The organism is Acetivibrio cellulolyticus CD2, assembly GCF_000179595.2.
Classification (GTDB): domain Bacteria; phylum Bacillota; class Clostridia; order Acetivibrionales; family Acetivibrionaceae; genus Acetivibrio; species Acetivibrio cellulolyticus.
Window position 1 is genome coordinate 931,017 of the sequence record NZ_JH556657.1, and the last position, 15,348, is coordinate 946,364.

Sequence of the window (15,348 nt, forward strand, 5' to 3'; positions counted from 1 at the left end):
ACATTATGTAAAATAACTCTAAACATAATAAGGAGTAGATTAATGATGATACAAATAGGTGATATTGTAACAATCAAATCTTACAGGAATGATGATTTGTGGCGTGTTATAGATATTTGCCAACAAGGTGTGGAAATTGCCAAATTAAAGGGATTGACCAATCGTAGTATTATACGTACCCCTACTTACCTTCTTACTGGAGTAAACCAGCAAAACATCAGGAAAACATTGAATAACCGTCAGCTCAATGACCAATGGGCTTTTGCACAGTTCTTGCAAAAAAAAAGGTCTTCTATGAATGAATTTGGCAATAATATATTTTATAAAAATCCAGGCAAAGTGCTGCATCTGGATGGTGCTGAAGAATATGTGAATGATTGTATTGGAAAATATAAGGAACTGGGAATTTCGGCAAATGGCTACTTTATAAATTCTTCTGAAATGTCTAAAAAAGTTGCCGAATTGCTTGAAAAACACCAACCTGATATTCTGATCATTACCGGACATGATGGATATGATTCTTCGAAAGACATGTATTCGCTTGATTCCTATTATAATTCTAAAGATTATGTGGAAACGGTAAAAGAAGCTCGAAAATATTATAATAAAAATAACTTGATTATTTTTGCTGGAGCTTGTTACTCCTATTTTGAAGCCTTAATGGCAGCCGGTGCAAACTTTGCAAGTTCCCCTACAAGAGTATCAATCGATATTTATGACCCGGTTATTGTCGCAGACAGAGTAGCTTTTACCCCATTGCTTCAAAAAGCGGACCTTATGGAGGTTATATTTAGCACAAAATACGGTATGGGCAGTATCGGAGGAATTGATACCGAGGGTTGCATGAGAAACAGTATTCCCAGTATAAACGCTCCTGTTCCCAGGATAAATGCTCCTAACAAATATGTAACTACTCACAGACAGTATTATCCACATCCCATGTTTTACAGTCAACATCCTTGATATCTTGATGGCGACACCAAATGATGAATTGGTCCTAGTAGACAATTAAAACGGATCTAAAAATAAAATCTCGGGGGCATTTAGCTCCACTCGATTTTGCCTCTTTCACTTCGTTCGAAAGCGGCGAAATAACAAAAATCCCGGAAACGGGATTTTTGTTACAATAGGCTTTTTTCTATGTTAAATTTTAACAATTCGAGTGTAATACAGAATAGTAATCATAACAGGAGTTGGTGTTAATTAAGCATTAAAAATGTAACATTGTTTATAAATCCACATATAATAAGCATATGCAATTTTTTATACTTATACATACTTAAAACCTTATAGAAAAAATGACCTGAAATTAAAATACTAATTTTTTTGATCTATCTAAAAAAGTGGAATTGGGGGTATGCTTAAATTATGAATTTTTCAATTATAAAAAGTGACGGCACAATCGATGAAAACCAACCAATAAAATTCGGCAGCAGAGTAAAATGTATTATGGATGAAGAGTTGAGCAGATTTTCATTATATAATATTGACAATGTGCCCTTAAAAAAATATCCAGTATTTAATTCAAATGAAACAGCACTCCTTGATTTGTTCGTGGGAACCACATATAAAGACTTGAAAGAAAAGATGCCTCAAGATTCTCTTAAAAGTAATATTGAATACCTGATTGATAAAGGATTTTTCATGGCTGAAAAAGATCCGCTCGGGTATACTAAAGAATTTAGAAATACTTATAATAAACGTTATTTTGAGCTTAGCCCCGAAATTCTCTGTGATCTGGAGCAAAAGCTTGAAGAGTACAATGCAAACCCCAATATACCGTGGTCATGCTTCAGGCCTCATCCTAAAGCCCCAAATATTGAGGTTTCTCTCTTAATAACAGATATGTGCAACCTAAAATGCACTTATTGCCATGTTTTAGACAATGTCGATTCAAAAGCAGGACATTCTGTCGGTAAAATAATGGATGAAAAAACACTGCATGATTTTGCACAAGTATTTTTTGACTATATAAAGATCAGGTATGGTACAGGTCGACTTACTGTTGTTTTTTTTGGAGGCCAGCCCTCACTGAAAGGCAAAGTAAGAGATATGCTGCATAAAGCTGCCGATTACCTCTCAAAGGAGGCAGCCAGACAAAAAATTTATATAGTTTTCAAAATTGACGATAACGGTACACAAATAGATGATCAAATAATAGAACTCTACAAAAAATATAATTTTCGAGTCAGTATTTCGTTTGATCCTCCAATGGATGTAAACAGCATACAACGTTCATTTATAAATCCGCATCTGAACAGCGGCACGGTTGTTGACGAAGGAATTCGATATCTGCTGGCAAATGGTATAAACTTAGGTATGAGAGCAACGGTTAGTAACCTGAACCAGCAGCATATTGTCAAATCCATAAGCTATTATGCAAAGCTAGGGCTTCGATGTGCTTCGTTTATACCAATGCAGGATGTCACACATGGAAAAAAAGTAACCGAAGTTTCTGCACCTGAACCATCCATTCTATTTGAAGAGTATAAAAGAGCCTTTGAATATGTATTGGAATTGTATGAAAAAGATGGCATCATTTTTGAGCTTGGACCTGTTACTTCAATTATAAGCTCAATAGTTAAGGGTGGAAGAATTCAGTCCTGCGGAATGGGTGATATTTATTTTGCTGTAAACACCTCAGGAGAGGTATTTACATGCCATAGAGATTTGATAAGTGAATTCTATGTTGCCCATGTTTCTGAAGATGATTTTTTAAATAAAATGTTCAATATTCCTATTAACCAAACTTGCCCTACAGTCTATACTTATTTTGATCCTGAGATTTATTGTTCTTCCATGGACTGTTCCTGTAAAAAGGATCTTCCTCAAAACTGTAGTAATTGTGATGTTTTGGCTTTTTGCGGAGGGCTTTGTCCCGGTGCAAGCTTTGCCCACTACGGATGCCTGAACCATGGGGCGTCAGAGCTATTGGATTCCGATCCATGTAACGCTGAAAATAAATGCAAGTGGAGCAAGGAACTTATAAAATACTTCTTCTGGAAATATATCAATTCAAAGGAAGATTCAATGTTTTACAGGTATACTGTTGATTTGCTTGGGGGGAAAGTAAAATGAACTTGCTGCTGACTAACAAATGCAACCAAAGATGCCCTTACTGCTTTCTTGCCGGCACCCTTGACCATGTGGATAAAGCCATGGAAGAAATAAGCATTGATAATTTTGAAATAGCATTAAAATATGCCAGGGAATTCTTAGACTTTGGATTAAAGAAGCGGATAAATCTTTTGGGCGGAGAACCTACCTTGCATTCAAGATTTGAAGAGCTTCTTAGAAAAGCCATTTATCAAAAAACAAAAGATAATGCTGATGTAATTTTTCCTGTACATGTATTTTCAAACGGTCTTTTTGATATTGATCTTGCCAGATTTCTGGCAAAAGAACCCTGCGGACTGCTCTTAAATGTCAACGAGCCGGCATTCTATCCTTCTGCCTTGTGGGATAAACTTGAAAAAAACATTGTTGAAATAGGTACTTCACGAAACAATAGAAATCTTGTTTGTCTCAGCATAAATCTGTATAAGCCTGAACAGGATTTTTCATATATTATCTCATTGGCACAAAAAAGCAAAATAAAACATATAAGAGCTGATATTGCGCGTCCAAACATACAAAAAAGCAATAGCCATGTTGCTCTGGACCGAATATCCCAAATGATTCCGTCTCTTCTCGCTTTAGCTGACCACTGCATAAAAAGCGGCATTTCTCTGGTAACCGATTGTTGCCTGCCTGTATGCTCTTTTAAGGATGAAGACCTAAAAATGCTTACAGACAAAGGAATAACACCAAGTTTCAGCTGTCGAGGTGCAATAGATGTAAATACCGACCTTGAGGTATGGTACTGTATTCCTATGAAGGCGTTGAAGCTTGGCAAACTTACGGATTACAAAAACGCACGCGAATTGGTGAAGGCTCTTGATAACAGTACATATACTTTAAAATGGATGACCAAGTCGCTGGACAGCTGCGAACTGTGTAAGTGGAGGTCTCTTAAGATTTGTCAAGGGGGATGTCTGGCATTAAAGGAGATGAAGGAATAGTTTTTAATTACGCAATTAAAACCAGGAAGGAGGTTAAATAATGATTGAAGTAGCCACTTTTTTTGGAAAAGACTCGCAAAGGAATGAAAATAACATCGGACCTTGCTATGTTGAAAACCCATGTTACGTTGAAAATCCATGCTATGTGGAATACTCATGCTATGTAGAAAACCCATGCTATGTGGAAAACCCATGTTATGTGGAAAATACATGTTACGTTGAAAATCCATGTTACGTGGAGAATACGTGTTACGTTGAAAATCCATGCTATGTAGAAAACCCGTGCTATGTGAAGGATTAACGATATATTAAGCAATAATGCAATAAAACATTAGAAATATGGATTTGTGCTATTAAAAATCTTTAGGTCATCGAGGCATCCCTGCTTTTTTTATGATTTTTCTTTGAAAAATGGCACAATATAAAAAATCGTTAAAGCTTAAAAATACTACAACGATTATATATATGTAGCTGTAGATGATATAAGCACTACTAGGCCCAATGGGATCATCTTTGTTATCTACAAAAATAATACTGAACGCTGCTTATATCAATGCTTTTAAGTTTTAGTTTAATATGATAATTTTAATAATTGTAGCGATTATTTTCGTGTTGGCATAAAATGCATCATATTGATATTATGCGAAAGGAGAAATTTTATGCACTGCTATTATTGTCCATATTTACTTTCATATTATTACAAACATCAAAATTCAGCCTTAAATCCATATTCAGGTCGAACAGACTTTAGTCCATCCTATAGCTTCCAATCAGGAATACAAATACCATATTATGATGAAAACAGTAATAACTCTAAAGGTGAACCTGATGGAGGGCAAGTTTATATAGACAGTGATTATATGTTTGCTTTAAAGACAGCAGATAAATTCTTATGTGCCTGGATAGCCAGAAATGGTTCAATGGCATACGACCTGCTCTCAGACAATAAAAAAATGGAGTATAAAGACCCTGAAGATTTTATTATACAATTTGCTGGTGTATCAAATCCTCATAACGAAGCATTTGAAATAGCTGGGGACAAGCGAATTTCAAAGGAGAGGATTCGATTTAAGGTTTGGTTGTACTATCATGTTACCGGACAATCCATACTACCGTATAAGCGGCCAGATAATGATGTTTACATTGAATTGGTTAAAGTTGATGAAAGAACATGGTTAGTTGATAAATTTCCAATATAATACTACTTGTTGATATTTTATTAACTGTAAAATCGTTTTCATTCTCCACAATTCTATTCAAAATGTATAATTTAATCTAAGATAAATATAAAAAATGGTGATATCTATAAATTTTGAAATCACCCTTAATAATCTAATTTAATGCCATTTTCCATCTTTTCAATAATATTGGGTATCATTACCCATTTATAGTGCTGCACCAGAAGAATGAATGGGAAAATACCTATTCAATGAAAATCCTTGCGAAGTTGTTGAAGCGCCGAGATTCTTGGATTTTCCATTTGATGAGGAAATTTGAGAATGTACTACTAGGAGCAAACATGGCAGTGAACCTTAAATAAAACTTTCTGAAGTATAATCATATTTAAAATACTTAACCGAGTAATTTGTGTCAATAGGTTGAAAACAAACATCAGTAATATTTGACTGTGTAAAAGTAATGTATATCAATTGATCTAATCCAAGGCAAATAGTTCCGATAATTTCCGTACCTGGCTCGATTTCTGGAAGTACCTTCATGTACCAGGCATAATTACTCCATACTTCCTTCCATCCTTTAGAAGTAAACCTGATTACATAATACTGTTCAATGATATATCCTGTTCCATGTCCAAGTCTGACTGTAATTACCAGGTGTGTATTACCACTCACCTTGACCTCTGATACAGGCCCTCTTTTTTCATATACCTGCTTATAGGTACCATTAACGTTGTCATAAAGAATAAAAATCCCATCCTGTCCCTGCACATCTAAAATTACAGCTAACTGAGTATCTTTTGAACGTTTTAAATTTACTTTCAAAATGCTGTGTTTTCACTTGTTATTGCTTCGGAGTATTCAGGGAATCTAGATTTTAAATTTGTATATACCCATTCCGGTATAACGTCAGCTTGCCGGAATGGCTTAATCATATAATTATTTGGCGCATTATAATAATATTCAACTCCTTTTGACTACGATATTATTCATACCTTTTGACCAAGTTCATAATTTGAAAACATGTCAATTGAGAACTTATATAATTGTGTCAAATCAAAAGTTTGGTAGCAGATAACGGAGGTTAATGCTAAACCTTGGGGCGGAATAACATGTAGCATTACAACTATTGAAGGGTTTATTTTGGGTTTATTTGAGTAATATTTTAGGAATTATCTTTTGCTAATAATATCTCGTTTTCAAAGTCTGCTGGTATAAATCTATTCACCTAATAAATGAAGTTATGCCCCATATGTGTCAATTAAGTGAAACAATGATTTCGTAAGAATCTATATAGGGCCTAACTTTTGATGCTCTATTGAGCTTTTTTTCTTTTTAATTTTTTAACTTAAGTTCCGTTTATCCCTGCTCTTAATGAATGCATTGAGTGAACCGTTGGACGGAACGCTAGGGTACCAGCTGTTTGAAGATTACAAGATAACATTCTGTTATGTCAGATATTTTTATTGTAATCTGACCACCATTTTCAATTTCTGATAAAACCAGAGTATTTTCTACCGTATTAACAGAAGCTAGTTGTCCCTCATACACATTGCCATCAGCAGTAAAAATTATCAGGATTTGGCCAATATACGGGTTCCAGTCAATACGGAAAAATGACATAAAAGATTGGCTGAAAACAGGTCTAAAATATCTGGCATTATTTCTTATTATTTTCTGGATTTCATATGATGGGTATAACATCAAAGTCCACTCCTTTTAAATTCTTGATTTATTTTATAATATATAATATGAAAAACTATAGATTATGTTAACGAATATTAACATACTGAAAAAGTACTATATTAATGCGCCAATTCGAAAAAGAAGAACTACTTCAAAAAAAGCAGGGCGAATAAATAATCACCCTACTTTTTGAAGCAAATAAAATCCCTTTAAATCAAGCCTTATAAAGTTTTTACTTATAAATAATTCAAGTAAAATTCAATTTTCTCAAATCTAATTTGATTATTTATGCATATTTTTGTACAATATATTTACAGTAAGCTTTTCGAGACTTCTAATATCTGAAGGGATACTGGGATGCTTGCATGTTTAACATAACAACTTGCATATTATAATATGCAAGTTGTTATGTATTGTTGCTTATACTCAGTTAAACATGCAACAATAACTGTCAACTTAGTTAATAAATCAAATTTGCTTAATCTTATGGATGCTGATTTTAATTACGCTTTCTGTATTCTCTCGATCATCCTTCGAAAGAACAGCTAACACAGAACAGTCTCTACTTATATCTTTGGGTGAATACCCAAAATAGTTTTCTGTTTTTTTACCTTCAATTATACTTACCAGTTCTAATGAGCTTGAATCATAGATTTCTATTGAGGATGCGTATATAACAACGACTATCTCTTCACTAATTTGTATTTTTCTTGGCTCATACTGTAAATGAGGTCCGACACACACCATTTCTTCACTACTTATATCCCATATAAATAAATTTTTATAGAACTGACTTACTCCTAAAACATATCCAAAATCCGTGTTAACAGATAACAGGGCATCAGGAAGAGGATCTTCTTTTAATCCAAATTCACTGCTTTCAAGTGTTAATATATCCAAAACCTTAATAGACTTAAATGCTGAATAAAACATCTTTCTACCTGAAGTGTCAAATGCAATTCGTTTTCTGATTATCGTATCTGTAAAGTTACACCAAGAAAATTTTTCGTCTCTGTAAATTATCTTTTTATTGTATAGATCCCAAAGAATAAGTTCCCCGCTAGATATTGCCGCTGCAAAATACTGTTCATCTGAGCTAAATGCAATAGAAGCAATTCGACCTTCTGGAAAAGTATGTTTAAATCTTATATCACCAGTTCTTAAATCAATGACAAATACTGTTCTTATAGGTTCAGGGTATATGTCCCATGTTCCTATGTCTCCATCTCCACTTTGGGGATCAATTGCACAAGAACATGATATAGCAAGGTAATTGCCATCTTCACTAATCTCAAGATATGTATGTGGTGCATCATAAACGCCCCAATCAAAGCACCTGTTTATATTTTTTCCTTCTAATTTAAAAAAATCATAACTATATTGTTGTACTTTCTGTTCAATATTGTAAACCTTAACCAGACCAATATCTATACCAATAATTAAATATTTTGAGTCCCTGCTAAAAATCATTGAATCATCATAAATATTCTCCCATTCCCTATAATAAATGTCTTCAAAAGCAAAAGTCTCATTTTTGAATTGAGAAAACAGAATCCGCTCTTGAACATCCCAAATATTAATCCAATTATCACCTTCATGAATTGTTGCAATAAAACGTCCATCTCCACTCATCTTAAGTAAGTGTACCGGCTTTGGATAATCTATAATAAAGTCGATGACTTCTTTTTCATATTCCATAACTTCTTTTCTCCCCAATTAATATTAATTTATTACTTTATATTTAAATCGGAATACCTAGCTTATTCTAACTCTACTGCCCAAACTTTTATATAACCATTCCTACTAACCACATTATACTATAGCAAACAGAAACTCTGTAAATCAACATAGTATTGATAAAGACTTATATTTAAAAAGCTGCTATGACACTTCACAGCAGCTTTCCAAAAATTTAAGGCTATATTTTTCTTTCATATTATATTTGAATTAAATCAAATTAGATTTAATTTCTCAAATGTATATACCAACGTTACATAACTAACACGCCACAACCCGCCAGTCATTGACTATTCATTGCAATATCTGAAGGGTCCTAACCACACTTGGAATAACCACAATTCCTGCAAACTACACAACCGCCTTCATGTTCAACAGCTTTACCGCACTCCGGACAAGTTGCTTTCGATTCTAGATTCACAACTTCCTCTTCCTCACAAATGACAGATCCTTCACATGCGCTGCATTCTTCCTCGTAGTACATTTTAGCTGTAGGACCATGGAATTTCTGATCATCAGAAATACTTAATTCCGCAGCTAGGCCATCACTACCCTTTTGCATTTTTGCAACCTTCTCTATAAGCCTTCCTATTGCATCAGGACAAGACATCACTTTAAGTCCTTTCTGCCTGATAGTCGAAGGGCATCTGATACCTTTTAGCTGTTCAACTATATATTTATGGTCCACACCTGATCTGAGTGCAATAGATACAAGTCTTGCCGTAGCTTCAGACTGTGAAGGACAGCCCCCTGCACGTCCGGTATTGGTAAACACTTCGCATATACCGTTTTCATCATAGTTTACTGTAACATATAAATTTCCGCACCCGATCTTTACCTTCTCAGTAAATCCTGTAGCTATATCCGGTCTCTGCCTTGGAATTATACACTTTGTCGGAATTTCAACCGACTCCTCGACAGTTGCTTCCTGCTCCTTGCCTTTAACCTTTCCAATGTTAAGTACCTGTAAATCCCTACTGCCATCCCTGTAAATAGTAACACCTTTGCAGTATGTCTTATAAGCATGCCAGAATACTTCAGATACATCCTCCTTAGTCGCTTCATTCCTTAGATTAACTGTTTTAGATACAGCGTTGTCCGTATACCTTTGGAATGCTGCCTGCATCTTTACATGCCATTCCGGCGAAATATCATGTGAAGTAGCAAACACACTTTGAACTGACTTTGGTATCTCAGGGAATCCATGTATTGTTCCCTTGTTTGCTATTCTCCTCATCAATTCATCAGAGTAGAATCCATCAATTACTGCAATTTGCTTGAACAATGGGTTTACTTCTATAAGTTCATCATTGTCCATAACATTTCTGATATATGATATTGCAAATAATGGTTCTATTCCACTTGATACCCCAGCAATTATACTCAATGTACCTGTAGGCGCAATAGTTGTAGTTGTAGCATTGCGGATCTTGATACCAAGATCTTTATAAATGCTCTTATCATAATGTGGGAACACACCTTTTTTCTCAGCAAGTTCGATAGATGCTTTTCTCGATTCTTCCTGAATAAAATGCATTATTTTCTCAGCAAGTGCTATAGCCTTCTGGGAGTTATAAGCAATATTAAGCTTACATAGCATGTCTGCCCATCCCATAACTCCAAGACCTATCTTTCTTGTGCCTCTTGTCATTTCATCAATCTCAGGCAAAGGATACTTATTAACATCTATAACATTATCAAGGAAATGAACTGCTTTCCTTGCCGTATTTCCCAACTTATCGTAGTCCACCTCAGGCACTCCGTCTGTGTTTTTAATCATCAGACTCAAGTTTATAGAGCCCAGATTGCATGCTTCATATGGAAGCAAAGGCTGCTCTCCGCAAGGATTGGTACTTTCTATATTACCGAGCTCAGGTGTAACATTATCCTTATTTAATCTATCCAGGAATATAATCCCCGGCTCACCATTATTCCATGCCATATCAATAATTATGTCAAATACATATCTTGCATTAAGTTTACCTACTGTTTTGCCTGAGTGAGGATCAATTAAATCATAATCCCCTGCAGCTTCTACAGCACTCATAAACTTTTCAGTAATACCAACACTAATATTAAAGTTCGTAATGTCCGAATTGTCCTTTTTACATGATATAAACTCAAGAATATCAGGATGGTCTACCCTGAGGATACCCATATTAGCCCCTCTTCTAGTACCACCTTGTTTTACTGCTTCTGTTGCTGCGTTAAAAACCTTCATAAAACTTACCGGACCACTAGCAACTCCACCGGTTGAATTTACTGACGCGCCTTTTTGACGTAACCTTGAAAAACTAAATCCTGTCCCCCCACCGCTTTTATGTATTAATGCAGCGTTTTTAATAGTCTCGAAAATGCCTTCCATTGTGTCTTCTATTGGAAGAACAAAGCAAGCACTCAGCTGTCCTAAAGGTCTACCAGCATTCATTAATGTTGGAGAATTCGGCAAAAACTCAAGATTAAGCATCATGTCATAGAACTCCTGCTCAATCGCCTTGAGTTCTTTTGCTGATACAAAATCTTTATCTGCAAGAGCTACAGCTTTTGCAACTCTCATAAACATACCTTTGGGATCTTCTAATAAACAGCCGTTTTCATCTTTGGACAGGTACCTTTTTTCAAGGACTTTAACCGCGTTTTCAGTCAAATTCATATATTTATAAGCCCCCTCTTTTTTACTATATTTTGTATAGTGCGTTTTCATACGACACAGTATATTGTATCATTTATCCTTCTTAAGTCAAGTAGAAAAATTGCTTTTTTTTTAGTAATTAAGGACTATTGAAAACCTCTATATTTTATGAATTCGTCCCATTTTTAATGCCACTGTTAAAAAAAATTGTGCCTTGTATGCTTAACAGCTAATTACTTTACAAGGCACAATGCTTATCATATAATTTGTTTAAATCTCTTTTTTCTCATAAAAGAGTTCATATTTATTGAGCCTTTGCATCTTCCTTTAGAAAAGCAGATTCGTCATATGAATTAGCAGGATCCCATAAAATCCACTCTTCATACCCTGCATCATAAACAGCTTTTATTTGCTGCTTAACCTCATCAGGACCATATTGCTTGTAATTTCCTTTTTTAAGCCATGAAGCTGTAAAATCCTGCAGATAAGCTCTAATACTTGCGTTATAACCTTGTACTTTAGAAATTCTGTTCTTTGCCTTTGCAAGAGTGTTATATACTACTCCATAAGGGTCAAGATCCGGCTTCGCAAAAGTAACACCATTTACCTGTTGACCGGGAGCATAGTGTGAAGGATAAGCCATAGGTGACAAATAATCTACGTCCTTACCTACCATCTCAAGGTATTGACCAATTCCCTCGGTATCTGCAGGACTTTCACAAATAATAGCAAATACGTCCGCCGAAACAACTACTCCAGGCAATTCCTTCTTGGCATATGCCAAAAATTCATCAATTGCTTCATATTTTTGTTTATTATAACTGCTAAAATCCGTTACCTTTTTAATTCCGTTTGGAAATCTTACATAGTCAAACTGAATTTCATCAAACCCCTTCTCTACAGCTTCTTTGGCTATAGAAACCAGGTATTCCCATGACTCCTTATTATAAGGGTTTAGCCATGAAACGGTTTTTCCATTACCAAGTTTTTCTTTCCATATGGTTCCGTCAGTTTTCTTAATAGCCAGGTCGGGATTTTTAGCTGAGTAAACAGGATCTTTAAAACAAACAAGCCTACCTATAACATGAACATCCTTATCATGAAATGCCTTTAAAACTTCATCAACCTTGTATTTAGGTTTCCAAGCGCCTGCTTCCTTTACAGCAGGTACATTGGACTCATAACCTACATATCCGTCATCATCCTTTATATCAACTACATATGAATTTATCTCTGTATTGTTCGCAAGGTCAATATAATGTTGAACTTTTGCAGGATTTCCTACAGTCCAACCTGTGAGGTATAATGCTTTTACCTTTATATCCTTTTTTGGCGAATTTATACCGTCAGCATTGCTTTGTGAACCCACGGCAGGACTTGCACTGGCATTAGGCATTGAAGTAGCTTCACCATTTCCCGTATTTCCAGTACTATTTGGGGTTTTATTGCCAGAAGTGACCGTAGGTATAGGGCTATTTTCAGTTTTTGTTTTTTTGTTCGTACATGAAGTCATAGAAAATACCATTGCACCCACAAGTAAAAGTAATACCATTTTGTTTCTCATACAAATTACATTTGTTGCCCAATTTTTTAACATATTGACCTCCCACAACGTTGTTTATTTTAATTTATTTTTAGTAACAAGCTAACTATTGACCTAACTATAGACACAATAAAATACTTTACTAAAATTAAGTATTATCACATTGAGTGTAATAGGAAATTAGTTGCTATTACACTTACAATTCAATCTTAAAAAACATTTCAAATTCAATCTCTATTTAGACGCAATTTCCTTGCAAAAAGTTTATACAAATTAAACTAATTTTTACTCCTTTTGAAATGAACTATCCTTATACCTATTTCCTGAGTCCCAAAAAATCCATTCTTCGTACCCAGCATCGTAAACAGCTTTGATTTGCTGCCTGATTTGCTCAGGTCCATAGTTTTGGTAATACCCTTTTGGCAGGTATGTCGCAGTAAAATACTGCAAATATGGTCTTACTTTTGCTTTATACCCACCTACCTTTGATATTCTGTCCTTAGTCTTTAAAAGAGCATTATATACTACATCATACGGCTTTAGATCCGGTGCTGTAAATAGTACATTATTGATGCTCTGACCAACTCCATTACCCATCATTCCTTTTGAATTATTTGCATAATGAGACGGATATATCATCGGAGATATATAATCTACTTCTATTCCTACTTTCTCTAAGACCTGGCCTATTCCTTCCCTGTCACCGGCACTTTCGCATATTATCGCGAATACATCTGCTGAAACAGGTACATTTTTCTTATTGAATTCATCGGAAGCAGCTTTTAAAAATCCTGAAATTGCCTCCGCCTTTTCAGGAACTCCCTGTCCATAACTTACACTAGACGCACTAGCTGTTGGAAACCTGACATAGTCAAACTGGATTTCATCAAACCCCTTATCTATTGCCTCTTTTCCGATCTCTATATTATAATTCCATACTTCTTTAAGATATGGATTTGTCCATGCTATTTTACCGTTTTCCTTCCATAATGAACCATCAGCCTTTTTTATAGCTAGATCAGGCCTTTTACTAGCCATATAGTTGTCTCTAAAACAAACTACTCTACCAATTACGTATACTCCATTATCATGCAAAGTCTTTATAACATAATCAGGATCATAAAGTTCCTGATATGCACCTGTTTCTTTCACTTGGGCTACATTTGATTCATAATTTACTTTGCCGTCTTCTTTAACATCTATAACGACCGCATTCAATTCCGTAGTATTTATAATGCTGATCATTTTATCTAAGTAGGCTTTATTACCTGCCGATGTTCCAGTAAGATATATCGCTTTCACTTTTATATCTTTACCCTCAGCTGCTTGAATTTCAATTGGATTGCCAGGCAGTGCTTCTGGTATAAACCCAATATTCTTTCCATCGTTAGTTGGAGAAGTACCTATTAGGGTATTATCAGGTTTTTTAGAATTGCCCCTATTCCCTATATTAATTGTTTTATTAAAAATATACATCGATAAAACAATCGCAGTAATCGTCAATAATACAGATGTTATCAATAATTTCCTATTTCTTTTCATTATCTTCCCCATTCTAATTATAGTTTTTTAATCAATTTCTATAATATGCCTTGAAGTAATCTTATACACTACCATCATTCTTAAAATACCTTTTGCATATTTACTTTGATTTATATTGCACTATATTAGAATATATTCTTTGAAGGAAAGGATATAAAATACCCTTAAACAATTTATCAAAATTTACTCAATATGGCAACATAAATTTCACTTAAATTTATAATCTTGCAACAAATATTATGCACATTTTTTTCTCTTCTAAAACGCAAATAAATTTGGCTGCAAGATAAACTCATTACTAATTTGGTGTATTTAACTTTTTAGTTCATTAATTAGCATATAAGAAAATAATTGAATTCGTATGAAATGAAAATAAAAACTATAATATTGTTGAAAGGAAAGAATGTATTCTAATTTTGAATTAAAAAAATACATAATAAAACCCCGTAAACAAATCATTTACGGGGTTTTATGGCTCCTCAAGTAGGACTCGAACCTACGACCCTGCGGTTAACAGCCGCATGCTCTACCGACTGAGCTATTGAGGAATGTTTATTGTGCCTTGCAATTACTGATCACCAAGCACAAATAATATTATACTGATGCTTTACCATCAGGTCAAGAAGAATTTTCTCCTTTTTATAAATTTTTTATCACTTTTCTCTCAAATTCACCGTATATCTAGCCAATTCACTATTATGCTACTTTTTTATTTAACTTTTTTAGATTACATAAACCAGATAAAGTCTTGAAAACCTTTAATACTCCCCGATTTCAGGACATTTTCTTTCCAAACGCCTTAACCAGCGCTTCAAAAAACTTATAATTAGTTTTTTGAAACGCTCTTCTCTAGTGTTTTTGGTCCCTATAGTCCAATAACAATTCCCTCAACCTACTTGCATGCATCCCTTCATCTTCTGCAAACTGTTTAAAAACTTCTTTTACCTTCTGATCTTCAATTCTTTTTGAATA

The 15,348-nt window shown here is 34.5% G+C and carries 12 protein-coding genes and 1 tRNA gene; 5 read left to right on the forward strand and 8 right to left on the reverse strand.

Annotated elements, in window-relative coordinates; genetic code table 11:
• The first annotated feature begins 42 nt into the window (after window positions 1-42).
• The 5 genes from ACECE_RS27785 to ACECE_RS0215795 all read left to right on the forward strand — a co-directional run bounded on the left by ACECE_RS27785 (window position 43) and on the right by ACECE_RS0215795 (window position 5,260).
• Window positions 43-963: a sporulation peptidase YabG gene (locus ACECE_RS27785; protein ID WP_051033564.1), complete on the forward strand. Its 921-nt coding sequence runs from the start codon at window positions 43-45 to the stop codon at window positions 961-963.
• 405 nt (window positions 964-1,368) lie between these two features.
• Window positions 1,369-3,078: a radical SAM protein gene (locus tag ACECE_RS0215780; RefSeq protein ID WP_010248975.1), complete on the forward strand. Its 1,710-nt coding sequence runs from the start codon at window positions 1,369-1,371 to the stop codon at window positions 3,076-3,078.
• The gene (locus ACECE_RS0215785; protein WP_010248977.1) at window positions 3,075-4,061 is read left to right on the forward strand and encodes a radical SAM protein; all 987 of its coding nucleotides are present in this window, start codon (window positions 3,075-3,077) and stop codon (window positions 4,059-4,061) included. Before ACECE_RS0215780 ends, ACECE_RS0215785 begins: the two co-directional genes overlap by 4 nt.
• A gap of 40 nt (window positions 4,062-4,101) precedes the next feature.
• Window positions 4,102-4,362 (forward strand): LbetaH domain-containing protein, encoded by a 261-nt coding sequence (locus ACECE_RS27790; protein WP_010248979.1) that lies wholly within the window; start codon window positions 4,102-4,104, stop codon window positions 4,360-4,362.
• A gap of 358 nt (window positions 4,363-4,720) precedes the next feature.
• Complete coding sequence (locus ACECE_RS0215795) at window positions 4,721-5,260, forward strand: hypothetical protein (RefSeq protein ID WP_010248981.1); 540 nt, start codon at window positions 4,721-4,723, stop codon at window positions 5,258-5,260.
• A 333-nt stretch (window positions 5,261-5,593) separates the two neighbouring features.
• Here the strand turns inward: ACECE_RS0215795 and ACECE_RS0215800 are convergent, their stop codons facing one another.
• From ACECE_RS0215800 to ACECE_RS0215840, 8 genes are all read right to left on the reverse strand, one after another.
• Complete coding sequence (locus tag ACECE_RS0215800; protein ID WP_010248985.1) at window positions 5,594-6,061, reverse strand: hypothetical protein; 468 nt, start codon at window positions 6,059-6,061, stop codon at window positions 5,594-5,596.
• A 582-nt stretch (window positions 6,062-6,643) separates the two neighbouring features.
• Complete coding sequence (locus tag ACECE_RS0215810) at window positions 6,644-6,940, reverse strand: LSm family protein (protein ID WP_010248987.1); 297 nt, start codon at window positions 6,938-6,940, stop codon at window positions 6,644-6,646.
• Window positions 6,941-7,390: 450 nt separating this feature from the next.
• Window positions 7,391-8,620 (reverse strand): WD40 repeat domain-containing protein, encoded by a 1,230-nt coding sequence (locus tag ACECE_RS0215815; RefSeq protein ID WP_010248989.1) that lies wholly within the window; start codon window positions 8,618-8,620, stop codon window positions 7,391-7,393.
• Window positions 8,621-8,975: 355 nt separating this feature from the next.
• Window positions 8,976-11,312, reverse strand: coding sequence for a vitamin B12-dependent ribonucleotide reductase (locus ACECE_RS0215820; protein WP_010248991.1), 2,337 nt, complete (start codon window positions 11,310-11,312; stop codon window positions 8,976-8,978).
• Between the two features lie 283 nt (window positions 11,313-11,595).
• On the reverse strand, window positions 11,596-12,888 hold the full coding sequence (locus ACECE_RS0215825; RefSeq protein WP_010248993.1) for a putative glycoside hydrolase: 1,293 nt from the start codon (window positions 12,886-12,888) through the stop codon (window positions 11,596-11,598).
• Between the two features lie 231 nt (window positions 12,889-13,119).
• Window positions 13,120-14,376, reverse strand: a complete 1,257-nt coding sequence (locus tag ACECE_RS0215830) for a putative glycoside hydrolase (protein ID WP_010248995.1) — start codon at window positions 14,374-14,376, stop codon at window positions 13,120-13,122.
• A gap of 472 nt (window positions 14,377-14,848) precedes the next feature.
• Window positions 14,849-14,924 (reverse strand) — tRNA-Asn (locus tag ACECE_RS0215835).
• Between the two features lie 301 nt (window positions 14,925-15,225).
• A partial coding sequence (locus tag ACECE_RS0215840; protein ID WP_010248998.1) for a ferritin family protein occupies window positions 15,226-15,348 on the reverse strand: 123 nt, incomplete at its 5' end.